19 protein-coding genes and 1 tRNA gene are annotated in these 21,382 nt (G+C 70.3%); 9 read left to right on the forward strand and 11 right to left on the reverse strand.

Annotated features, from left to right (window positions below; translation table 11 throughout):
• Positions 1-55: 55 nt before the first annotated feature.
• Complete coding sequence (gene clpB / locus ACFYU9_RS21800) at positions 56-2,665, reverse strand: ATP-dependent chaperone ClpB (RefSeq protein WP_389211088.1); 2,610 nt, start codon at positions 2,663-2,665, stop codon at positions 56-58.
• Positions 2,666-2,797: 132 nt separating this feature from the next.
• Here clpB and ACFYU9_RS21805 point away from each other — a divergent pair, with 132 nt between their 5' ends.
• On the forward strand, positions 2,798-3,211 hold the full coding sequence (locus tag ACFYU9_RS21805) for a pyridoxamine 5'-phosphate oxidase family protein (RefSeq protein ID WP_389211086.1): 414 nt from the start codon (positions 2,798-2,800) through the stop codon (positions 3,209-3,211).
• A 148-nt stretch (positions 3,212-3,359) separates the two neighbouring features.
• Here ACFYU9_RS21805 and ACFYU9_RS21810 read toward each other — a convergent pair whose 3' ends face one another.
• Together ACFYU9_RS21810 and ACFYU9_RS21815 are read right to left on the reverse strand one after the other, a co-directional pair.
• Positions 3,360-3,695, reverse strand: a complete 336-nt coding sequence (locus ACFYU9_RS21810) for a (2Fe-2S)-binding protein (RefSeq protein ID WP_389211084.1) — start codon at positions 3,693-3,695, stop codon at positions 3,360-3,362.
• Positions 3,692-3,889: a hypothetical protein gene (locus ACFYU9_RS21815; RefSeq protein ID WP_389211082.1), complete on the reverse strand. Its 198-nt coding sequence runs from the start codon at positions 3,887-3,889 to the stop codon at positions 3,692-3,694. Before ACFYU9_RS21815 ends, ACFYU9_RS21810 begins: the two co-directional genes overlap by 4 nt.
• 170 nt (positions 3,890-4,059) lie before the next feature.
• Between ACFYU9_RS21815 and ACFYU9_RS21820 the strand changes: the two genes are divergently transcribed.
• Positions 4,060-5,046, forward strand: coding sequence for a helix-turn-helix transcriptional regulator (locus ACFYU9_RS21820; protein WP_389211501.1), 987 nt, complete (start codon positions 4,060-4,062; stop codon positions 5,044-5,046).
• 85 nt (positions 5,047-5,131) lie between these two features.
• Here the strand turns inward: ACFYU9_RS21820 and ACFYU9_RS21825 are convergent, their stop codons facing one another.
• From ACFYU9_RS21825 to dnaK, 4 genes are read right to left on the reverse strand one after another with little or no spacing between them, the layout of a single operon-like run.
• Positions 5,132-5,578 (reverse strand): heat shock protein transcriptional repressor HspR, encoded by a 447-nt coding sequence (locus ACFYU9_RS21825; protein ID WP_389211499.1) that lies wholly within the window; start codon positions 5,576-5,578, stop codon positions 5,132-5,134.
• 2 nt (positions 5,579-5,580) lie between these two features.
• Positions 5,581-6,765 carry a molecular chaperone DnaJ gene (dnaJ, locus tag ACFYU9_RS21830; protein WP_389211080.1) on the reverse strand — a complete coding sequence of 395 codons (1,185 nt, stop codon included), beginning with the start codon at positions 6,763-6,765 and terminating at the stop codon, positions 5,581-5,583.
• Positions 6,766-6,798: 33 nt separating this feature from the next.
• A complete protein-coding gene (grpE, locus tag ACFYU9_RS21835; protein ID WP_389211079.1) occupies positions 6,799-7,425 on the reverse strand; it encodes a nucleotide exchange factor GrpE in 627 nt (208 codons plus the stop codon).
• Entirely contained in the window at positions 7,425-9,269 is a 1,845-nt protein-coding gene (gene dnaK, locus ACFYU9_RS21840; RefSeq protein WP_389211077.1) for a molecular chaperone DnaK, read from the reverse strand. The genes grpE and dnaK overlap by 1 nt, the downstream gene beginning before the upstream one ends.
• 242 nt (positions 9,270-9,511) lie before the next feature.
• Here dnaK and ACFYU9_RS21845 point away from each other — a divergent pair, with 242 nt between their 5' ends.
• The 3 genes from ACFYU9_RS21845 (at position 9,512) to ACFYU9_RS21855 (ending at position 13,500) form a co-directional block, all read left to right on the forward strand.
• Positions 9,512-10,027, forward strand: a complete 516-nt coding sequence (locus tag ACFYU9_RS21845) for a sugar transferase (RefSeq protein ID WP_389211075.1) — start codon at positions 9,512-9,514, stop codon at positions 10,025-10,027.
• A gap of 121 nt (positions 10,028-10,148) precedes the next feature.
• Entirely contained in the window at positions 10,149-12,407 is a 2,259-nt protein-coding gene (locus ACFYU9_RS21850; RefSeq protein ID WP_389345749.1) for a (Fe-S)-binding protein, read from the forward strand.
• 205 nt (positions 12,408-12,612) lie between these two features.
• Positions 12,613-13,500 (forward strand): Yip1 family protein, encoded by an 888-nt coding sequence (locus ACFYU9_RS21855; RefSeq protein WP_389211071.1) that lies wholly within the window; start codon positions 12,613-12,615, stop codon positions 13,498-13,500.
• 89 nt (positions 13,501-13,589) lie between these two features.
• Here ACFYU9_RS21855 and ACFYU9_RS21860 read toward each other — a convergent pair whose 3' ends face one another.
• Complete coding sequence (locus tag ACFYU9_RS21860) at positions 13,590-14,087, reverse strand: phosphoribosyltransferase (RefSeq protein ID WP_389211069.1); 498 nt, start codon at positions 14,085-14,087, stop codon at positions 13,590-13,592.
• Between the two features lie 13 nt (positions 14,088-14,100).
• A complete protein-coding gene (gene dcd / locus ACFYU9_RS21865; RefSeq protein WP_389211067.1) occupies positions 14,101-14,676 on the reverse strand; it encodes a dCTP deaminase in 576 nt (191 codons plus the stop codon).
• 427 nt (positions 14,677-15,103) lie between these two features.
• Between dcd and ACFYU9_RS21870 the strand changes: the two genes are divergently transcribed.
• The 3 genes from ACFYU9_RS21870 to ACFYU9_RS21880 all read left to right on the forward strand — a co-directional run bounded on the left by ACFYU9_RS21870 (position 15,104) and on the right by ACFYU9_RS21880 (position 16,436).
• Positions 15,104-15,174 (forward strand) — tRNA-Gly (locus ACFYU9_RS21870).
• Between the two features lie 246 nt (positions 15,175-15,420).
• A complete protein-coding gene (locus ACFYU9_RS21875) occupies positions 15,421-15,768 on the forward strand; it encodes a transcriptional regulator (RefSeq protein ID WP_389211065.1) in 348 nt (115 codons plus the stop codon).
• On the forward strand, positions 15,765-16,436 hold the full coding sequence (locus tag ACFYU9_RS21880; protein ID WP_389211063.1) for a nucleotidyl transferase AbiEii/AbiGii toxin family protein: 672 nt from the start codon (positions 15,765-15,767) through the stop codon (positions 16,434-16,436). The genes ACFYU9_RS21875 and ACFYU9_RS21880 overlap by 4 nt, the downstream gene beginning before the upstream one ends.
• 98 nt (positions 16,437-16,534) lie before the next feature.
• Here the strand turns inward: ACFYU9_RS21880 and ACFYU9_RS21885 are convergent, their stop codons facing one another.
• Both ACFYU9_RS21885 and ACFYU9_RS21890 read right to left on the reverse strand, forming a co-directional pair.
• Positions 16,535-17,212: a response regulator gene (locus ACFYU9_RS21885; protein ID WP_389345750.1), complete on the reverse strand. Its 678-nt coding sequence runs from the start codon at positions 17,210-17,212 to the stop codon at positions 16,535-16,537.
• Positions 17,209-18,444: a sensor histidine kinase gene (locus ACFYU9_RS21890; RefSeq protein WP_389345751.1), complete on the reverse strand. Its 1,236-nt coding sequence runs from the start codon at positions 18,442-18,444 to the stop codon at positions 17,209-17,211. The genes ACFYU9_RS21885 and ACFYU9_RS21890 overlap by 4 nt, the downstream gene beginning before the upstream one ends.
• Before the next feature lie 496 nt (positions 18,445-18,940).
• Here ACFYU9_RS21890 and ACFYU9_RS21895 point away from each other — a divergent pair, with 496 nt between their 5' ends.
• Positions 18,941-20,992 (forward strand): MMPL family transporter, encoded by a 2,052-nt coding sequence (locus ACFYU9_RS21895; RefSeq protein ID WP_389211056.1) that lies wholly within the window; start codon positions 18,941-18,943, stop codon positions 20,990-20,992.
• Positions 20,993-21,382 lie beyond the last annotated feature (390 nt).

The raw sequence follows: 21,382 nt of genomic DNA on the forward strand, positions 1-21,382 counted from the left end.
GATCAGCTACCGGCTGACACGATCGGCCGTGGGGACGCCCTTCCCGCTCCGTCCGCTACTCCGCCCGGCCCACGATCAGGCCGTCCTCGAAGCGGTCCACCCGTACCGTGTCGCCGTCGCGGACCTCGCCGGCCAGGATCTCGCGGGCGAGGCGGTCGCCGATGGCCGACTGGATCAGACGGCGCAGCGGGCGGGCGCCGTACGCCGGCTCGTTGCCCTCCTCCGCCAGCCAGGCCAGCGCCTCGGGCGTGACGTCGAGGGTGAGGCGGCGGTCGGCGAGACGGCGGGCCAGGCGGTCGATCTGGAGCCTGGCGATACGGGCCAGCTCGTCGCCCGCGAGGGCGGAGAAGACCACGATCTCGTCGAGCCGGTTCAGGAACTCGGGCTTGAAGCTCGCCCGGACGACCTCCAGGACCTGCCGCCGCTTCTCGTCCTCGCCGGTCAGCGGGTCCATCAGGAACTGGCTGCCCAGGTTGGACGTGAGGATCAGGATCGTGTTGCGGAAGTCGACCGTGCGGCCCTGGCCGTCGGTGAGCCGGCCGTCGTCGAGGACCTGGAGCAGGACGTCGAAGACCTCGGGGTGGGCCTTCTCCACCTCGTCCAGGAGCACCACGCTGTACGGGCGGCGGCGCACGGCCTCGGTCAGCTGGCCGCCCTCCTCGTAGCCGACGTAGCCGGGCGGGGCGCCGACGAGCCGGGCGACGGAGTGCTTCTCGCCGTACTCCGACATGTCGATGCGGACCATGGCCCGCTCGTCGTCGAAGAGGAAGTCGGCGAGCGCCTTCGCCAGCTCGGTCTTGCCGACACCGGTCGGGCCGAGGAAGAGGAAGGAGCCGGTGGGCCGGTCGGGGTCGGCGATGCCGGCGCGCGTGCGGCGCACCGCGTCGGAGACGGCCCGCACGGCCTCGCTCTGGCCGATGAGCCGCTTGCCCAGCTCGTCCTCCATGCGCAGCAGCTTCTGCGTCTCGCCCTCCAGGAGGCGTCCGGCGGGGATGCCGGTCCAGGAGCCGACGACGTCCGCGATGTCGTCCGGACCGACCTGGTCCTTCACCATCGAGTCCTTCGCGTCCCCGGAGCCCATGGCGGCCTCGTGCTCGGCCTCGGCCTCGCTGGCGGCCTCCAGCTCCCGCTCCAGCTCCGGGATCTCCCCGTAGAGCAGCTTGGAGGCGGTGTCGAAGTCGCCGTCGCGCTGTGCGCGCTCCGCGCGGCCGCGCAGCGCGTCGAGGCGCTCCTTCAGCTCGCCGACCCGGTTGAGGGACTGCTTCTCCTTCTCCCAGCGGGCGGTGAGGCCGCGCAGCTCCTCCTCGCGGTCGGCGAGGTCGCGGCGCAGCTTCTCCAGGCGCTGCCGGCTGGCCTCGTCGGTCTCCTTGGAGAGGGCCAGCTCCTCCATCTTCAGCCGGTCGACGGAGCGCTGGAGCTCGTCGATCTCGACCGGCGAGGAGTCGATCTCCATGCGGAGCCGGGACGCGGCCTCGTCGACGAGGTCGATGGCCTTGTCGGGCAGGAAGCGGGAGGTGATGTAGCGGTCGGAGAGTGCCGCGGCGGCGACCAGCGCGGAGTCGTTGATCCGCACCTTGTGGTGGGCCTCGTAGCGGCCCTTGAGGCCGCGCAGGATGGCGATGGTGTCCTCGACGGACGGCTCGGCGACCAGGACCTGCTGGAAGCGGCGCTCCAGGGCCGGGTCCTTCTCGATCCGCTCGCGGTACTCGTCGAGGGTCGTGGCGCCGACCATGCGCAGCTCGCCGCGGGCCAGCATCGGCTTGAGCATGTTGCCGGCGTCCATCGCGGAGTCGCCGCCGGCGCCCGCGCCGACGACGGTGTGCAGCTCGTCGATGAAGGTGATGATCTTCCCGTCGCTCTCCTTGATCTCGGAGAGGACGGTCTTCAGGCGCTCCTCGAACTCGCCGCGGTACTTCGCGCCGGCGACCATCGCGCCGAGGTCGAGCGAGACGAGCCGCTTGTCGCGCAGCGACTCGGGGACGTCGCCCTTCACGATCCGCTGGGCGAGGCCCTCGACGACGGCGGTCTTGCCGACGCCGGGCTCGCCGATCAGGACCGGGTTGTTCTTGGTGCGCCGGGACAGGACCTGGACGACGCGGCGGATCTCGTGGTCACGGCCGATGACCGGGTCGAGCCTGCCCTCGCGGGCGGCGGCGGTGAAGTCGGTGCCGAACTTCTCCAGGGCCTTGTACGAGCCCTCGGGGTCGGCGGTGGTCACCCGGCGGGCGCCGCGCGCCTTCTCGAAGGCGTCCTGGAGTCTGCGGGCGGTGGCGCCCTGCTGGTCGAGGACCTCGCCGGCCCGGCCTCCCTTGGCGGCGATGCCGATCAGCAGGTGCTCGGTGGAAAGGAACTCGTCGCCGAGCTTCTTCGCGCGCTCGGCGGCGTCGGCGATGACGGCGAGCAGCTCGCGGTTCGGCTGCGGCGGCGCGACCGTTGACCCGGTGACGCTGGGCAGCGCGGCGAGCAGCCGCTCCGCGCCGGAGCGCACGGCGGCCTGGTCGGCCTCGACGGCGGCGAGCAGGTCGGTGATGTTCTCGTTGTCCTGACCGGCGAGCAGTGCGAGCAGCAGGTGCCCGGGGGTCAGATCGGCGTGCCCCTGGGACACGGCGCGGCTGCTGGCCGCGTTCAGCGCGTCCCGGCTCCGGTTGGTCAGTTCGGCGTCCACGTGCGAGTTCTCCTCCTGTTTCCTCGGCGAGCGTGAGGGTCTACGACTGCTATGACTCATCCAACGTACACAAAGTTGAGTCTATTCCGCTCAAGGTATCGGCGGGAGCCCTCGCGGGAGTAGTTTCCGGGCATGGCCATCGACCCGAGCAAGCCCAGCGACTCGTACCTCAGCTTCTGGCGCGAGTACCACATGTGCACCCTCACCACCCCGCGCCCGAACGGCACGCCGCACGTCGTGGCGGTCGGCGTCACGTACGACCCGGAGGGCGGCGAGAAGGGCATCGCCCGGGTGATCACCAACAAGCACAGCCGCAAGGTCGCCAACGTCCTGGCGGCGGGCCCGGACGGCGCGAAGGTGGCGGTCTGCCAGGTGGACAAGGGGCGCTGGGCGACGCTGGAGGGCGTGGCGCGGATCCGCACCGAGGCGGAGGCCGTGGCCGACGCGGTCGAGCGCTACGCGGCCCGCTACAACCGGGTCCCGACGCCGAACCCGGACCGGGTCGTCATCGAGATCGCGCTCACGCGCGCGATGGGCCGGGCCTGACCCGTACGCGTACGCACCCACGGCACGCCGGCGTGTACGCATGCATGCACGCACGCAAAAGCACAGCGGCGCCATCGCGTTTCAGGTCCGCGATGGCGCCGCTGTGTGGGGGAAGCGCCCGAACGATCTACAACGACGGGGGAATCGTTCAGGCACTGCGGGGGGTGGCGGTGATGGTCTCGGTGTCGACCAGCTGGGGCTCAAGCAGCTGATGGTCACGCTGATCGAGATTGACGAAGATCATGCCGTACCGGATGGCACAGCGAACGGGCTGCGGCGCACCGCGCGGGCGACGCAGACACCGATAGGCACGGACGTCCTCGTCCTGTTCGCGAGCGACGACGATCGGCTCTCCGAAGAGGGTCACCATCAGCGAGTCACCACGGTGGGGGATGGCCGTGACGAGATCGATGAAGTGCCACCCGGAGCGGTACGCCGAGGCCATCTCGCGTCGGAAGGACCGGTCGTCCGGCGGCACGGTCATGCTCCCGCGCCCGCCGGACCCAGGTCCCACACGGGGTCGGGCTTGGCAGCCGGAGCGGCGTCCCAGACCGGGTCGCGCTTGCCGGCCGGAGCGACGTCCCAGACCGGGTCGTTCGGAGCGGCGACCACGTGCGCCGGCGTGCTGTCCCACACCGGGTCGTTGACGGCCAGCGCTCCTACTGCTGCCGCCCCCATGAAGACGAAAGCAAGTATCGAGCGAAGCATTTTCCTGGACATGAGCGGCTTCGACCTCACTTGATGGTTTCCTCTACCCCCGCGCACAAAACGATGGCTCAGTCTTTGCGCTCGCACCACTGAGGCAATGCATCATGTTCCTGAAATACAGGATCCTGGGGGGTGTGCAAATGCCGCAAAAACAGACAGAAACGACACATCCCCACGGGCATGTCGACCTCTGTGCAGCCGGATCGGACTTGTACGCAAGTGCGTTGCGGATCGGACGAATAACCAGGACCGAGGCAGAAGCCGCGCCCTGCCTCATGGACCTCGACCTGCTGCACCCGGATCCCGACGACCCGTCATGGCTGCGTCCGGTGCCTCCGTCGGCCGCCCTCGCCCGGCTCGTCCAGCCGCTGGAGCGGGAGATCCAGGACCGCCGCGCCCTGGCCACGGACCTGTCGAGCACATTCGAGCCGTTCATGGCGATCAGCGCACAGGACCCCTCGACCACGCACGCCATCACCGTGCTCGAGGGCATCCACCGCATCGACGCCGTGCTCAGCCGGGCCACCGCCGAGTGCTCCGAGGAGCTGCTCACCGTCCAGCCCGGCGGCGGACGCAGCGAACACACCCTCAACACCGCCCTGCACCGCATCCAGCCACTCCTCGACCGCGGCGTCCGCGTCCGCACCCTCTACCAGCACACCGTGCGCCACAGCCCCGGCATGCAGGTCTATCTGGAGCAGGCCGGCATGGACCGGCTCCAGGTGCGCACGCTGGAGGAGAGCATCGAGCGGCTCATCATCATCGACCGCACGGTCGCGCTCATCCCGGCCCGCCAGGACCGTCAGGTCGCCCTCGAACTGCGCCACCCCGGTCTCGTCGAATACCTCGCGACCGTCTTCGAGCAGTCCTGGGCCCGCGCCACCCCGTTCGGCGAACAGGTCCCCGGCGCCCTGCCCAAGAACGGCATCAGCGGCGTCCAGCGCTCCATCGCCCGGCTCCTCGTCGAGGGCCACGTCGACGAGGCCATCGCCCGCCGCCTCGGCATGAACGTCCGCACCTGCCGCGCCCACATCGCCAAGCTCGCCGCCGCCCTCGGCAGCGGCAGCCGGGCCCAGCTCGGCTTTCTCATCGCCCAGTCCGGCCTGTTGGACGACCGCGACTGCTGAGAGGCCCGCACCCACGGATCGTGCGACGAGGCCCCCTCCGCCACTGCGGAGGGGGCCTCGTCACGAGAAGCGGGAACCGGACGGCTCACTCGCCGCGCTTGTGCCCCGGGCGCCACACCACCAGCGCGCTCGCCTGCTGCACGTCGGTGTACGGGACCAGGTCGCGCCGGTAGGAGGCGTGGACCTGGGCCTCGCGCTGGCGCATCGCCTGCGCCGCGCCCTCGACGGCCGTCGACAGCTCGGCCACGCGGGCCTGGAGCGCGGCGACCTGGTTCTCCAGCTCGATGATGCGCTTGATGCCGGCCAGGTTGATGCCCTCGTCCTGCGACAGCTGCTGGACGGTGCGCAGCAGGTCGATGTCGCGGGCCGAGTAGCGGCGGCCCCGGCCCGCGGTGCGGTCCGGGGAGACCAGGCCGAGACGGTCGTACTGACGGAGCGTCTGCGGGTGCAGACCGGAGAGCTGGGCCGCCACCGAGATGACGTACACCGGTGTCTCGTCCGTCAGTTCATAGGGGTTGCGGCGGCGGTCCATGCTCATGCTCCCTTCGCGGCCTGGAACAGCTCTGCCCTGGGGTCCTCGCCCGACGTCGCCTCGCGGAACGTCTCGAGGGCCTCACGCGCCTTGTCGTCGAGGTCGGTCGGCACCATGACCTCGACCGTGATCAGCAGGTCGCCGCGGGTGCCGTCCTTGCGGACCGCGCCCTTGCCCCGGGCTCGCATGGTGCGGCCGTTGGGCGTGCCCGCGGGCAGCTTCAGGGTGACGGCGGGGCCGCCCAGGGTCGGCACCCTGACCTCGCCGCCGAGTGCCGCCTCGTCGAACGTGACGGGCACCGTGACGGTGAGGTTGTCGTCCTTGCGGCCGAACACCGGGTGGGCGTCGACGTGCACGACGACGTACAGGTCGCCGTTGGGTCCGCCGCGCTCGCCCGGCGCGCCCTTGCCCCGCAGTCGGATCTTCTGGTTGTCGGACACGCCGGCCGGGATCCGCACCTGCATGGTGCGGGACGACTTGGCGCGGCCGCTGCCGTGGCAGACCTCGCAGGGGTTCTCCGCGATCAGGCCGCGGCCCTTGCAGTCCCGGCAGGGGTCGGTCAGCGAGAAGCCGCCGCCGCTGCCGCGCGAGACCTGTCCGGTGCCGACGCAGGTCGGGCACACCCGCGGGGTGCCGTTCTTGTCGCCGGTGCCCGAACACGCCTTGCAGGGCTGCTGGCTGGACATCCGCAGCGGCACGGTGGCGCCCTCGATGGCCTCGGTGAAGCTGAGCGTCACCTCGGACTCGACGTCCTGGCCGCGCCGCGGCTGCGTGCGCGTGCCCGCGCCGCCGGCGCCCCGGTTGAACAGGCCGCCGAAGACGTCCCCGAGACCGCCGCCGCCGAAGCCGCCGGCGCCACCGGCCCCGCCCTGGGCGCCCCCGAAGAGGTCGCCCAGGTCGAAGTTGAACGAGCCGCCCGCACCCGGGCCGCCCGCTCGGAAGCCACCGTTGCCGAAGAGGGCACGCGCGTCGTCGTACTCCTTGCGCTTCTTCGGGTCACCGAGGACGTCGGCCGCCTCGGAGATCTCCTTGAAGCGCTCCTCGGCCTTGGTGTCGCTCTTGTTGGCGTCCGGGTGGTTCTCGCGGGCGAGCTTCCGGTACGCCTTCTTGATCTCGGCGTCGGTGGCGTCCTTGGGGACGCCGAGGACCTTGTAGTAGTCCTTCTCGACGAAGTCCTTCGTGCTCATCGACGTCCCTCCTCCCGCTCGCGGGTCCGGCTCTTAATCGTTGTCCTTCTCGGAGTCTTCCGACTCCTCCGCCTTGCCCGCCGCACCCGGCTGGGGCTCGGCGACGGCCACCCGCGCGGGGCGGATGGTGCGCTCGCCGATCCGGTACCCCGGCTGCAGGATCGCCACGCAGGTCGTCTCGGTGACGTCCGGCGCGTACGAGTGCATCAGGGCCTCGTGGATCGTCGGGTCGAAGGGCTCGCCCTCCTTGCCGAACTGCTGGAGGCCCATCTTGGCGGCGACGGTCTCCAGCGACTCGGCGACCGACTTGAACCCGCCGACGAGCTCGCCGTGCTCACGGGCCCGGCCGATGTCGTCGAGCACGGGAAGGAGCTCGGTCAGGAGGCTCGCGACGGCGATCTCCTTGACCGTGACCCGGTCCCGCTCCACGCGGCGGCGGTAGTTCTGGTACTCGGCCTGGAGCCGCTGGAGGTCACCGGTGCGCTCACCGAGCGCCGTACGGGTCTGGTCCAGCTGCGCCAGCAGGGCTACGTCCGTAGCGTCCCCGGCCGGGGCCGCCCCCTCCGCCTCCGCGGCGGAGTCGGCGGCCTTCGGCTCCTCGGGCGTGCCGTCGGCGGGGACGTCGGGCTTCTCCTCGAAGCCCGGGGTCTCCTCCGACATCAGGCAGCGCCGCCCTTCGGCTTGTCCTCGTCGACGATCTCGGCGTCGACGACGTCGTCGTCGGCCTGGGCCTGCTGGGCACCCTCGGCGCCGGCGGCACCCTGGGCGGCCTGGGCGTCGGCGTACATCGCCTGGCCGAGCTTCTGGGAGACGGCCGCGACCTTCTCGGTGGCGGTGCGGATCTCCGCGGTGTCCTCGCCCTTGAGCTTCTCCTTCAGCTCGGCGACGGCGGTCTCGACCTCGGTCTTGACCTCACCCGGGACCTTGTCCGCGTTGTCCGCGAGGAACTTCTCCGTCTGGTAGACGAGCTGCTCGCCCTGGTTGCGGGTCTCGGCGGCCTCGCGGCGGCGGTGGTCCTCCTCCGCGTACTGCTCGGCCTCCTCGCGCATGCGGTTGACCTCGTCCTTCGGCAGCGAGGAGCCGCCGGTGACGGTCATCTTCTGCTCCTTGCCCGTGCCCAGGTCCTTCGCGGTCACGTGCATGATGCCGTTGGCGTCGATGTCGAAGGCGACCTCGATCTGCGGGACGCCGCGCGGGGCCGGCGGCAGACCGGTCAGCTCGAACATGCCGAGCTTCTTGTTGTACGCCGCGATCTCGCGCTCGCCCTGGTAGACCTGGATCTGGACGGACGGCTGGTTGTCCTCGGCCGTCGTGAAGATCTCGGAGCGCTTGGTCGGGATCGTGGTGTTGCGCTCGATCAGCTTGGTCATGATGCCGCCCTTGGTCTCGATGCCGAGGGACAGCGGGGTCACGTCGAGGAGCAGGACGTCCTTGACCTCGCCCTTGAGGACACCGGCCTGGAGCGTGGCGCCGATGGCGACGACCTCGTCCGGGTTCACACCCTTGTTGGCCTCCTTGCCGCCGGTCAGCTCCTTGACGAGCTCGGCGACGGCCGGCATACGGGTGGAGCCACCGACGAGAACGACGTGGTCGATCTCGGAGAGGTTGATGCCCGCGTCCTTGATGACGTTGTGGAACGGGGTCTTGCAGCGGTCGAGCAGGTCCGCGGTCAGCTGCTGGAACTGGGCGCGGGTGAGCTTCTCGTCCAGGTGCAGCGGGCCCTCGGCGGACGCCGTGATGTAGGGCAGGTTGATCGAGGTCTCCGTGGAGGAGGACAGCTCGATCTTCGCCTTCTCGGCGGCCTCGCGCAGACGCTGCAGGGCCATCTTGTCCTTGGACAGGTCCACGCCGTGACCGGACTGGAACTGCTTCACCAGGTAGTCGACGACACGCTGGTCCCAGTCGTCACCACCGAGGTGGTTGTCACCGTTGGTGGCCTTCACCTCGACGACGCCGTCGCCGATCTCCAGGAGGGACACGTCGAAGGTGCCGCCACCGAGGTCGAAGACGAGGATCGTCTGGTCGTCCTTGTCGAGGCCGTACGCCAGGGCGGCGGCGGTCGGCTCGTTGACGATGCGCAGGACGTTGAGGCCCGCGATCTCGCCGGCCTCCTTGGTGGCCTGGCGCTCGGAGTCGTTGAAGTACGCCGGGACGGTGATGACCGCGTCGGTCACCTTCTCGCCCAGGTACGCCTCGGCGTCGCGCTTCAGCTTCTGGAGGATGAAGGCGGACATCTGCTGCGGGTTGAAGTTCTTCCCGTCCAGCTCGATCTTCCAGTCGGTGCCCATGTGACGCTTCACGGACCGGATGGTCCGGTCGACGTTGGTGACCGCCTGACGCTTGGCGACCTCGCCGACGAGCACCTCGCCGTTCTTGGCGAAGGCGACGACGGACGGCGTGGTCCTGGCGCCCTCGGCGTTGGTGATGACGGTGGGCTCGCCGCCTTCCAGAACGCTGACGACGGAGTTAGTCGTACCCAGGTCGATGCCGACCGCACGTGCCATTTCGATTCCTCCAGCTGACTGACTTGAGTGGAACTGACTCAAGGATGCACGAGGGACGGGTTGGAGTCAACAGACCTGAGCGTGCCCGACTCAACTCTTCGTCCTGCGATCCACTCAATAGGGCTCACCAGAAGGACGAACGCGCGTCATTCCGGGTTCCCGGGACCGCCCCGTGAGAGGGTCCGCACACACCCCTTGTCCCTTATGCCATGTTCTCGCCCGGAACCGGAAAGTGTGGGTACATGACGACGAAGCGCGCGTTGGACGTCACGGCCGGGCTCGCGCTCCTCGTCCTGCTGTCCCCGCTGATCGCCGCCGTCTCCCTCCTGCTCGCCGCCGCCGGCGACGGCGCGGTGCTGCGCCGCCGCCCGGTCGCGGGCCGCGGCGGGACGACGTTCACACTGCTGACCTTCCGCACGAAGAGCCCGCTGGCCTCGCTGCCGCTGCTGCTGCACGTCGTACGGGGGCGGATGTCGCTGGTCGGGCCGTGCCCGCTGGCGCCCGGCCACCGGGAGTCCACCGGCGACGGCCGGCGGCGGCTCTCCGTACGGCCCGGGATGACCGGACTGTGGCAGATCAGCGGGCGCTCGGAGCTACCGTGGGAGGAGCGGGAGCTCCTGGATCTCCACTATGTGGACCATCACTGGCTGGGGATGGATCTGGTGATCCTGGCGCGTACGCTGCCAGCAGTCCGTCGACGTCGCAGGGCAGGCGGCACGGCGGGCCGGACGCCGGCCCGCACGGCAAGGGTTGCCTGAGCGACACAGATCACCGCAAGCTCCGCTTACAGCGCGGCAGCCCCAACGGGTAATCTCAGCACGGACTAAATAAGTTACCGCTTAGTAGGCCCTGAGCTGAGGCCCGCCCGAGGAGCCCCACATGCAACTCGCCGCGATCGTCGTGTCGATCGTCATCACGGTGGTAGCCGTCGCGCTGTTCGGCCGCGCCATCGCGCAGATCTACCGCTTCGTGCGGCTCGGTCAGCCGGTGCCCGCGGGAACGCGCACCGGTGACCCCACGCAGCGCACCATCACACTGGTCAAGGAGTTCCTCGGCCACACCCGGATGAACCGCTGGGGCGTCGTCGGTGTGGCGCACTGGTTCGTGGCGGTGGGCTTCTTCTCGCTGCTGCTCACGATCGTCAACGCCTTCGGCCAGCTCTTCCAGGCCGACTGGCTCATCCCGATCATCGGCGACTGGCTGCCGTACGAGATCTTCACCGAGTTCCTCGGCCTGATGACCGTCCTCGGCATCGTCACGCTCATCGTGATCCGCCAGCTCAGCAAGCCGACCCAGGCCGGCCGCAAGTCCCGCTTCGCCGGCTCCAAGACCGGCCAGGCGTACTTCGTCGAGGCCGTCATCCTCATCGTCGGCGTCTGCATCATGACGCTGCGCGCGCTGGAGGGCGTCCAGCACCACGTGACCAGCTGGGAGCCGGGCTTCTTCGCCTCGTACCCGCTGATCAGCCTGCTCGACGGCGCCGACCTCGGCACCATCCAGAACCTCACCTACTTCTTCGCCGCGCTCAAGATCGTCACGTCCTTCACCTGGATGATCACGGTCTCGCTCAACACCAACATGGGCGTCGCCTGGCACCGCTTCCTCGGCTTCCCGAACATCTGGTTCAAGCGCAACTCCGACGGCTCCACCGCCCTCGGCGCGCTGCAGCCGATGACCTCCGCCGGCAAGCCGATCGACTTCGAGGACCCGGGCGAGGACGACGTCTACGGCGTCTCCCAGGTCGAGCAGTTCTCCTGGAAGGGCATCCTCGACTTCTCCACCTGCACCGAGTGCGGCCGCTGCCAGTCGCAGTGCCCCGCCTGGAACACCGGCAAGCCGCTCTCGCCGAAGCTCCTCATCATGTCCCTCCGGGACCACGCCCACGCCAAGGCCCCGTACCTGCTGGCCGGCGGCGGCAAGACCATGGAGGGCGAGGAGAAGGCGACCGAGGAGCAGCTCAAGGACGTCCCCGCCGCCGCGCTCGCGGAGGCCGAGCGCCCGCTCATCGGCACCGCCGAGGAGAACGGCGTCATCGACCCGGACGTCCTGTGGTCCTGCACCACCTGCGGCGCCTGCGTCGAGCAGTGCCCGGTCGACATCGAGCACATCGACCACATCGTCGACATGCGCCGCTACCAGGTGATGATCGAGTCCGCGTTCCCGTCCGAGGCGGGCACGATGCTCAAGAACCTGGAGAAGAAGGGCAACCCCTGGGGTCTCGCCAAGAAGCAGCGCGTCGAGTGGACCAAGGAGGTCGACTTCGAGGTCCCGATCGTCGGCAAGGACATCGAGGACCTCACCGAGGTCGACTACCTCTACTGGGTCGGCTGCGCCGGCGCCCTGGAGGACCGCGCCAAGAAGACCACCAAGGCCTTCGCCGAGCTGCTGCACATCGCGGGCGTGAAGTTCGCGATCATGGGCGGCGAGGAGAAGTGCACCGGTGACTCCCCGCGCCGCCTGGGCAACGAGCCGCTGTTCCAGCAGCTCGGCCAGGAGAACGTGGCGATGCTGAACATGGCGTTCGGCGAGGATGACGAGGACGAGGCGACCAAGAAGCCGAAGTCGGCGAAGAAGATCGTCTCCACCTGCCCGCACTGCTTCAACACCATCGCCAACGAGTACCCGCAGCTCGGCGGCGACTACGAGGTCATCCACCACACCCAGCTGCTCCAGCACCTCATCGACGAGGGCAAGCTGATCCCGGTGACCCCGGTCGAGGGCCTCATCACCTACCACGACCCGTGCTACCTGGGCCGCCACAACAAGGTCTACACGCCCCCGCGCGAGATCATGTCGGCCGTCCCGGGCCTGCGTCAGCAGGAGATGCACCGCCACAAGGAGCGCGGCTTCTGCTGCGGCGCCGGCGGCGCCCGGATGTGGATGGAGGAGCGGATCGGCAAGCGCATCAACAACGAGCGCGTCGACGAGGCCCTCTCCCTCAACCCGGACATCGTCTCCACCGCCTGCCCGTTCTGCCTCGTCATGCTGACCGACTCGGTCAACGGCAAGAAGAACGAGGGCAAGGCCAAGGAGTCCGTCACGGTCGTGGACGTGGCCCAGCTGCTCCTCGACTCGGTCAAGACCCCGGCGGAGCCGGAGGCCGAGACGGCGGAGCCGGAGCCGGAGCCCGCGGCGTAATCGCCACCGGTACGTGACGAAGGGCCGCCCCCGCGGATGCGCGGGGGCGGCCCTTTTCCGTCCCTCGTCCGTCCCTCGTCCGTCCCTCAAGGGTCTCCCGCGGCCCCCTAGGGATCCCCTGGCGGTCCCCTAGGGGATGTCACAGCTCTGCCGCACTCTGCCCCTGGGAGGCGATACACCGTCAGGACCGGGTACGTTCATTGACGTGGCTGGATTCAGGAACGGACGCGGCCGGGCCGGTGGCCCCCCGCAACAACAACCGCAGCAGGCGCCGTACGGGTACCAGGCGCCCCCGCCGGGGTACCCGCAGCAGCAGCAGCGCCGGCAGCGGCAGCACCCGCAGCAGCAGTGGTCGCAGCAGCAGGCGTACGGCGAGCAGGCGTACGGCGAGCCGGAGTACTTCGGCGACCCGAACGCGCCGCAGGACCGGCACCCGCAGCAGCACTACGCCGCGAACAACCCGGGCCACACCCAGGTCTTCAGCGTCCACGACGACCCCTACGCCCAGAGCGCCCCGTACCAGGCCGGCGCCGCCCCGGCGGCCCCCGTGGGCCCGCGGCTGCCCTGGAAGCCCCTGCTGAGCGGCATCGTGCTGCGCCCCGCGGAGACGTTCCTGCGGATGCGCGACCACGCCGTCTGGGGCCCGGCGCTGGTCGTCACGTTCCTCTACGGCATGCTCGCGATCTTCGGCTTCGACCAGGCCCGCGAGCAGGCCATCAACGCGACGCTGTCGGCGGCCGTCCCGTACGTCCTGCTGACCGGCGTCGGCTTCGTCCTCGGCGGCCTGATCCTGGGCGCGGTCACCCACACCGTGGCCCGCCAGCTCGGCGGCGACGGCTCCTGGCAGCCGACCGTCGGCCTCTCCATGCTGATCATGTCGGTCACGGACGCCCCGCGTCTCCTCTTCGCCCTCTTCCTGGGCGGCGAGAACGGCCTGGTCCAGGTCGTCGGCTGGCTGACCTGGCTGGCGGCGGGCGCGCTCTTCACGGTGATGGTGAGCCGCTCGCACGACCTGCCGTGGCCGAAGGCCCTGGGCGCGTCGGCGATCCAGCTGGTGGCGCTGCTGAGCCTGATCAAGCTGGGCACGCTGTAGCCGCGGACGCGCGGACGCGGAAAAGGGCCCCCGCCGGAACACTCCGGCGGGGGCCCTTCTCGACTCCGGATGGGCCGGGACCCTAGGGGTCAGGCGTCGAGGATCTGTCCTTCGCGCTGCACGACGGGCGGCTCGACGGACCACGGGAAGTTGATCCAGTCGTCGGTCTTCTTCCAGACGTACTCGCACTTCACGAGCGAGTGCGACTTCTCGTAGACGACCGCGGAGCGGACCTCGGCGACGTGGTCGACGCAGAAGTCGTGCACGAGCTTGAGGGTCTTGCCGGTGTCGGCGACGTCGTCGGCGATCAGGACCTTCTTGTCGGAGAAGTCGATCGCGTTGGGGACGGGCGCGAGCATGACGGGCATCTCGAGGGTGGTCCCCACGCCCGTGTAGAACTCCACGTTCACCAGGTGGATGTTCTTGCAGTCGAGCGCGTAGGCCAGACCACCGGCGACGAAGACGCCACCGCGGGCGATGGAGAGCACGATGTCGGGCTCGTAGCCGTCGTCGGCGATCGTCTGGGCGAGCTCGCGGATCGCGCGGCCGAAGCCCTCGTACGTCAGGTTCTCGCGTACTTCACTCATGCCGGCTACCGCCTCACACCTGGGTCCGATGGAAATTCACGAAGGAACGGGACGCCGTCGGCCCCCGCTGGCCCTGGTACCGGGAGCCGTAGCGCTCGCTCCCGTACGGGAACTCCGCCGGCGAGCTCAGCCGGAACATGCACAGCTGTCCGATCTTCATCCCCGGCCACAGCTTGATCGGCAGGGTGGCGAGGTTCGACAGCTCCAGGGTCACGTGCCCGGAGAAACCGGGGTCGATGAACCCGGCGGTCGAGTGCGTCACCAGCCCGAGCCGCCCGAGGCTGGACTTCCCCTCCAGTCGGGAGGCGATGTCGTCGGGCAGCGTGATGACCTCGTACGTCGAGGCCAGCACGAACTCGCCCGGGTGCAGGATGAACGCCTCGTCACCCTCCGGCTCCACCTCGCGCGTGAGGTCCGCCTGCTCGATGGCGGGGTCGATGTGCGGGTAGCGGTGGTTCTCGAACACCCGGAAGAAGCGGTCAAGCCTCACGTCGATGCTCGAGGGCTGCACCATGGATTCTTCGTACGGGTCGATGCGCACCCGTCCGGCGTCGATCTCGGCCCGGATGTCCTTGTCTGAGAGAAGCACCCTCCCACGATACGCAGAGGGCGCGAAGCTCCCCCAATCGGGAGACCCCGCGCCCTTCAGTACACCGCGGTACCCGCGATCCGTCAGCGCTGCCCGATCTCCACGGGCACCGCCTGCCGCAACCGCGCACACCGCGGACACCTGAGCAGCCGCCCGGGCCCGATCCGCCCGGCACCGAGATGCGCCAGCGGGAACGAAGCGGTACTGAACACGTGCCCCTCGGCACAACGGACGACGGTGCGCTCCATCGAACCCATCAAGTCCCTTCCCCGACAAGTGGTGGACGAGACAGCCACATTAGGGGATCCGCACCCCCACTCCGCGGAGGGCACTCCGGGGGCCGGCCGGCGGAAGGCCGCTTCGCCTGACATGCGGGATGGGGTATCGTGTGCAACGATGCGGCACTGATCATCAGGGCGGCATGTTTGCGGATGTAGTTTAATGGTAGAACATGAGCTTCCCAAGCTTATAGCGCGGGTTCGATTCCCGTCATCCGCTCTTGAACGAAGGCCCAGGTCAGCGACCTGGGCCTTGTTCGTTGGCAGACGAGTCTCGCCGCCCGCACACCCTGGAGTCCCGCGAGACGGGGCACGTGGAGGGCACGAACCCCGCAGCGTCTCGCCGGCTCACAGATGAGCCCCTGACCTGCATCAACCGCCACTACGGCCAGGTAGAAGCCCTGGGCCAGGTGTTGCCTGTTCCGGAATCACCAGCCGCCTCGCCCTTCTACGGAATAATCAAGGCATGGCAGCCACGCCCAGCGTCCCCGAGCTCCGCCGCACCAGATTCGCCAGGCGGCTTCCCGCCAAGCTCTCGGAGCTCGGCGGCCCTGCCCACGGTCACGTCGACCTTCCGCTGCACCTCGCGTGGTCCGGGCTGTCCCGGTTCGACCTCGACCAGCCCCGGTTGCGGATGAGCTGTTACCGGATCGTCCTGGCCGAGGGACAGCACGACGACCTGGCCCACTATCTGAACCAGGACCTGCTGGTCGCCATGTGGCCTGTCCTGCGCACGCTGATCAGCCGGGACATCCGCGACGTCTGGGAGGACGCCTTCAGCGAACTGACGCCCGACGCCCGGGCCGCTGCGTGAATCTCACGGAACTGCACCGACGGCTCCTCGCGGATGTTCTCGCCGTGGGTGAGGTCTACCCGCTCGTGCTCACGGGTGGCTACGCCGTCCAGGCACACGGACTGGTCAACCGGCTCAGCAAGGACCTCGATGTCGCCACCGAGAACCCGGAGCCGCTAGAGAAGATCGCCGCCGCCGTGCGCGTTGGGCTGGAACAACGCGGCTGGCAGGTGCGAGCGCTGGAAACCGACCCGCTGTCCGCGCGGCTGATCGTCACCGATACAACCACCGGTGAGGAGTGCGAGGTCGACGTCCTCAAGGAAGCACTCTGGCGTCCGCCCGTGAAGACTCGGCACGGCTTGGTGCTTTCCCTGGAGGACGTGGTCGGCACGAAGGTCCGTGCACTGGCAGACCGCGGCCTGGCGCGTGATCTGATCGACGTCCGAGCAGCCGCCGACCGATGGAGTCACATCGAGCTCGAAGAACTCGGCCGTCGCCACGCCCGCGATGCCTTCGACCTCTCCGAACTCCAGGCCCGGCTCACCGGCGCGGACTGGATCGATGACACCGAGTTCGCCGCGTACGGACTCGACGACCACCAGACCATCGAGCTGCGCCAGTGGGCTCAGGAGTGGGCCGATGACATCGCCGAGAGAATCCAGGAAGCGGCCGGCCCGCCCGACGACTGATCACCGTCCACCGAGCACGGCCAGGAAGCGCCGCGTCTGCAAGGAAGCGCCGGCCCTGAGGGCGCATGGCTCACTACCCGTCACCCCTCCCGGCCGGATCACGCTTCGCGGCGTGCCGCTACCAGGCCCGTTTCGTATGCGGCGATGACCGCCTGGGCGCGGTCGCGGACGGAGAGTTTGGCGAAGAGGCCGGTGATGTGGTTCTTCACCGTGGAGGCGCTGACGCCGAGCCGGTCGGCTATCTCCGTGTTGTCCAGGCCGGTGGCGATCAGCCGCCACACCTCCCGCTCGCGCGGTGTGAGCCCGTCGGCGTGGGAGGGCGCCGGGGGTGTCGCACGGTGGCCGGGCGCGGTGACGTGCCGGGAGATGAGACGGGTGAGGAGTCTGGGGGCGAGGATCGCCTCGCCGGCGTGGACCACGCGCAGGGCGGTGACGAGTTCCTCGGGCGAGATGTCCTTGGGGAGGAAGCCGCAGGCGCCGGCGCGCAGGGCGGCCACCACGAGTTCGTCCATGTCGAAGGTGCTCAGGGCGAGGACGCGGCAGCCGGGCTGTTCCGCGGCGAGGCGCTCGGTGGCGGCGATGCCGTCGAGGACGGGCATGCGGATGTCCATGATGACCACGTCGGGCCGGTGCTCATGGGCCAGGCGTACCGCCTCGTCGCCGTCCGCGGCTTCGGCGACGACCTCGAAGTCAGGTTCCGGGGCGAGCATCAGGGCGAGGCCGCGGCGGACGAGGGCCTGGTCGTCGGCGATGAGGACCTTGATGGGCGGGGTCACGCGTATGCCTGCCGGTGGTCGGAGGACACAGGGAGGGGCAGGCCGGCGCGGACGGTGAAACCGCTCTCCCCGGGGCCTGCGTGCAGGGTGCCGCCGTGCAGGGCGACCCGTTCGCGCATGCCCAGGAGGCCGTAGCCGGGGGTGCGGGTGGCGTGGCGGTGGTGGTCGGCGAAGGGGCCGTCGTCGGTGACGCTGACGCGTACCTCGTGGGGCTCGTAGGTGAGGCGGACGTCCACCTTCGTGCCCTGGCCCGCGTGCTTGCGCGCGTTGGTGAGGGCTTCCTGGACGATGCGGAAGACGGCGAGGGCGACGCTGGACGGCAGGGTCCGCGGGTCGCCTTCCGTGGTGAGGGTGGTGGGCAGGCCGGCGCGGCGGCTGTCCTCGACGATGCGGTCGAGGTCGCCGATGCCGGGCTGCGGCGCGACCGCCTCGCCCTCGTCGTCGTTCTCGTCACCGGCCCGCAGCACGTCGAGCAGGTGGCGCATCTCGCGCAGGGCGGTGCGCCCGGAGCCTTCCAGCGTGACGAGGGCCTCGCGGGCGGTCTCCGGTGACCGGTCGAGATTGGCGCGGGCGCCGCCGGCCAGCAACTGCATGGTGGTGAGGTGGTGGGCGACGATGTCGTGCAGCTCGCGGGCGATGCGGCGTCGTTCGTCGGCGACGGCCCGGTCGGCGAGGAGCCGCCGGTGGGTCTCCGCGTTGCGCTGCCAGCGGTCGACGGCGACGGCGGCCCCGGAAACCAACAGCGCGGACGAGACGTTGGCGGCGAGTTCCAGCAGGGACGGCGCGGGCAGTACCGGGTGTACGAACTGAAGCACCGCGACGCAGCCGGCGACGGCGGCGGCGCCGACGGCGGCACGGTGACGGCGTACGACCGTGAAGAGCGCGACGACGGTGGCGGCACCGTAGTGCTGGCCGACGGCGCTGAACCAGTCGAGTGACACGTTCACCGCCAGGACCCCGGCCAGGGCGCACAGCGGTGCGCGGCGGCGGGCGAGCAGCAGCAGCGCGGAGGCGACCACGACCAGGCAGCCGGCCGCCGGGACGTGGCCCTGGTCCATCTGGCTGGCGACGGTGAATCCGACGAGGTCGACGGCGGCGGCGCCGGCGGCGACGAGCCCGTCGTGCCGGCTCCACGGTCCGGAGCCCCGGCGCCGCGGATCCGCGCCGCCCCAACGCGAGTCCGTCGTGCCCGGTACGTGGCACAGGCGCTTCTCGTCCTCGTGCCGCTTCATGTCGCCCCCCGGGCCCTTCCTCCTGGATCACCGCGGCAGCCTGCCGGGCCGCGGCTCGTCCGCCGTGCGTCTCGCGGTGCGTCTCATTCTGTCAGCGCGGTACGCGGCTCCGGGCCGGGAGCAGGGAGGAGCGGGGACTGGGAGCAGGCTCCCAGTCGAGGGGCGGCCGGAGGGCCGTGGTCCCGGGCGGTTTCTCGTTCCCGGCGCCGAGGTCCGGGCCGGTCACCGCTGATGTCCTGGACGGGTACCGGGAACCGCCCGGTGCGCCATCGCTCACCGGGAACTGCCCGCTGCGCCATCGCTCGCGCGCACCGTCGCCCTCACCCGTACCCGCACCCTCATCCCTCACCCGCACCCGCACCCGCACCCGCACCGGAGGAATTCCGTGATCCGCGCTCTGACCGGATTCTCGACCCGCAAACCCTGGCGTGTGATCGCCTCGTGGGCGGTGATCGGCATCTTCTTGTCCGTCATGGGCCAAGCTCTCGTCTTCCGCGTGACACAGACCGACAGCGCCGGGTTCCTGCCCTCGGAGTACGACGCGGCCGCGGCGCTGCGGGTCGCCGAGGAGGAGTTCGGCGCGGAGCCCGACGCCGCCACGGTGACGGTGCTGGTGGCGCGGCGCGACGGCAGGCCGCTGTCCGGTGCGGACCGGCACCGGGTGGCCGGGGCCGCGCGCGAACTGAGCGCCCGGCGCGTGGAGATGCCCCGGGACGAAGACCACATACCGGGGCTGTCCAAGGACTACTCCCAGGTCCCGCGGGTGGCGCCGGCGATGACCGCGCCGGACGGGTCCTTCGCGCTGCTGGACGCGCGGCTGCGGGGCAACGTGACCGACCCGGGGATGCACGCGCTGTACCGGGCCTTCCACGACCGCGTCGAGGCGGAGTTCGGCGCGGCCGGGCTGCGCACCGGGTTCACCGGCGGCGTGGCGGACGTGGTGGACCGCGCGGACGCGGAGAGAACCACGCAGATGGTGGTGGGGCTGGTGATGGTCGGGCTGATCGTGCTGATCAACGTCCTGGTGTTCCGCAGTGTCCTGGCGGCGTTCGTCCCGCTGTTCGCGGTGTCCGTGGTGGGCGGCGCGGCGGCCGGCACGGTCGTGGCGGCCGCCCTGCTGACCGGCTTCGACCTCGACCCGGGCACCCCGAGCCTGATCGGGACCGTGCTGGTCGGCATCGGCATCGACTACTTCCTGTTCCTGCTGTTCCGCTTCCGTGAGGAACTGCGGCGGCACCCGGAGGCGGACCACCGGGTGGTGGCCGCGCAGGTGGCCGGCCGGGTGGGCACCGCGGTGACGTCGGCCGCGCTGACGATCGTGGCCGCGTTCGCGACGCTGGGCACGGCGACGTTCGGCCAGTTCCGCGTGCTCGGACCGTCGGTGGCGGTCTCGGTGCTGGTGATGCTGGTCGCGAGCCTGACCCTGATGCCGGCTCTGCTCGCGGTGACGGGGCGGCGGATGTTCTGGCCGTCGCGGAGCCTGACGAGGGCCGAGCGGCCCGGTCTCGCCGCGCGTACCGGAGAGCTCGTGGCGCGCCGCCCGCTGCTGGTGCTCATGGCCTCGGTCGTCCTCCTCGGCGCGCTCGCGGCCGGTGTGAAGGGAGTCCGCATGGACTTCGGCACCGGCGGTACGGCGCACGGGACGGCGGCCGAGGCAACGGCGCGGGAGATCGCCCGCGCGCTGCCGCGCGGGGTGTCCGACCCGACGGCCGTGTACGTCACCGCCGCGGACGGCCGCGCGCTGGACACCGCCGCGCTGGGCGGGCTGCCGAGGGCGCTGGCCGGGGTGGAGGGCGTGGGCAAGGTGGGCTCTCCGGTGTTCAACGCCGACCGGACCGCCGCACGGCTGGACGCGTATCTGACAGCGGACGCGCAGAGCCAGGCCGCTCGCGACCTCGTGGCGGGACCGGTGCGCGAAGCCGTACGGAAGGCGACGCCCTCCGGGCTTACCGCTCATGTGGGTGGCACGGCGGCCGTGTTCGCCGACGTGGCCGCGGCGGTCGACGAGGACCTGCGGAGGGTCTTCCCGGTGGCGGCGGCACTGATCGCGCTGATCCTGCTGGTGCTGCTCCGCAGTGTGCCGGCCCCGGTCGTGCTGATGCTCGCGGTCGGGCTGTGCTTCGCGGCGACGCTCGGCGCCTCGGCCCTGGTCTTCCAGCATCTGGGCGGCCGGCCCGGGGTGGACTTCGTCCTGCCGCTGGTGCTGTTCCTGTTCGTGGTGGCCCTCGGCACCGACTACAACATCCTCGTCAGCGACCGGCTGCGCGAGGAGATGGCCCGGGCGGGCACGGTTCGAGCCGCCGTGGCCCGCGCCGTACGGCACACGGCGCCGGCGATCGCCACGGCGGGCGTGGTCCTCGCCGCCTCCTTCGGCAGCCTCGCCGTGAACGCGGAGCCGTCCACCCGGCAGATCGGCTTCGCCACGGCGCTGGGCATCCTGCTCTCGGCCTTCGTCGTGTCCCTCCTGCTGGTGCCGTCGGCCGCGGCGCTGGTGGGGCGGGGGATCTGGTGGCCGGTGCGGCGCGGGCATGGTGCCGAACCCCGTTGACCGCCGTTGACCGCCGATGACGGACGATGACCGCCGATGACGGCTGATGACGGACGACGACCGCCGGCGCCCCAGCTGGTCGGCCACCTCGCTTCCGAAACGCTGCATTCGGAGTACACGAATACCTGTGTTCGCGGCCTGAGATTTTGACGGCCGCCGCGGACAGAGTTTTTACCGGCGACACACAGGGAGAATTATTCGCAACGCACGGACCGCGGCGACGTGCTACGGTCGAAGCCAGTTGCAGTTTTGGTACCCAAAGACTTCAAGCGCCTCCCGTCGGCCGCGTGCCCCACGGAAGCGCTTTGTATTTCCGGTCATTTTCCCGGCAGGGCATCATCACAGCGACACGGAGTCCGTACGGTACGGATTCCGTCGTACTTGCCCAGA

Source organism: Streptomyces sp. NPDC004327, assembly GCF_042873935.1.
GTDB lineage: Bacteria > Actinomycetota > Actinomycetes > Streptomycetales > Streptomycetaceae > Streptomyces.

What these genes read in the sequence shown, in the direction of transcription:
- ACFYU9_RS21805 (WP_389211086.1), top strand. Translation starts at nt 2,798, where the DNA reads ATGGCCATCGACCCGAGCAAGCCCAGCGACTCGTACCTCAGCTTCTGG.
- ACFYU9_RS21810 (WP_389211084.1), bottom strand. Translation starts at nt 3,695, where the DNA reads ATGACCGTGCCGCCGGACGACCGGTCCTTCCGACGCGAGATGGCCTCG.
- ACFYU9_RS21815 (WP_389211082.1), bottom strand. Translation starts at nt 3,889, where the DNA reads ATGGGGGCGGCAGCAGTAGGAGCGCTGGCCGTCAACGACCCGGTGTGG.
- ACFYU9_RS21820 (WP_389211501.1), top strand. Translation starts at nt 4,060, where the DNA reads ATGCCGCAAAAACAGACAGAAACGACACATCCCCACGGGCATGTCGAC.
- ACFYU9_RS21825 (WP_389211499.1), bottom strand. Translation starts at nt 5,578, where the DNA reads ATGGACCGCCGCCGCAACCCCTATGAACTGACGGACGAGACACCGGTG.
- dnaJ (WP_389211080.1), bottom strand. Translation starts at nt 6,765, where the DNA reads ATGAGCACGAAGGACTTCGTCGAGAAGGACTACTACAAGGTCCTCGGC.
- grpE (WP_389211079.1), bottom strand. Translation starts at nt 7,425, where the DNA reads ATGTCGGAGGAGACCCCGGGCTTCGAGGAGAAGCCCGACGTCCCCGCC.
- dnaK (WP_389211077.1), bottom strand. Translation starts at nt 9,269, where the DNA reads ATGGCACGTGCGGTCGGCATCGACCTGGGTACGACTAACTCCGTCGTC.
- ACFYU9_RS21845 (WP_389211075.1), top strand. Translation starts at nt 9,512, where the DNA reads ATGACGACGAAGCGCGCGTTGGACGTCACGGCCGGGCTCGCGCTCCTC.
- ACFYU9_RS21850 (WP_389345749.1), top strand. Translation starts at nt 10,149, where the DNA reads ATGCAACTCGCCGCGATCGTCGTGTCGATCGTCATCACGGTGGTAGCC.
- ACFYU9_RS21860 (WP_389211069.1), bottom strand. Translation starts at nt 14,087, where the DNA reads ATGAGTGAAGTACGCGAGAACCTGACGTACGAGGGCTTCGGCCGCGCG.
- ACFYU9_RS21875 (WP_389211065.1), top strand. Translation starts at nt 15,421, where the DNA reads ATGGCAGCCACGCCCAGCGTCCCCGAGCTCCGCCGCACCAGATTCGCC.
- ACFYU9_RS21890 (WP_389345751.1), bottom strand. Translation starts at nt 18,444, where the DNA reads ATGAAGCGGCACGAGGACGAGAAGCGCCTGTGCCACGTACCGGGCACG.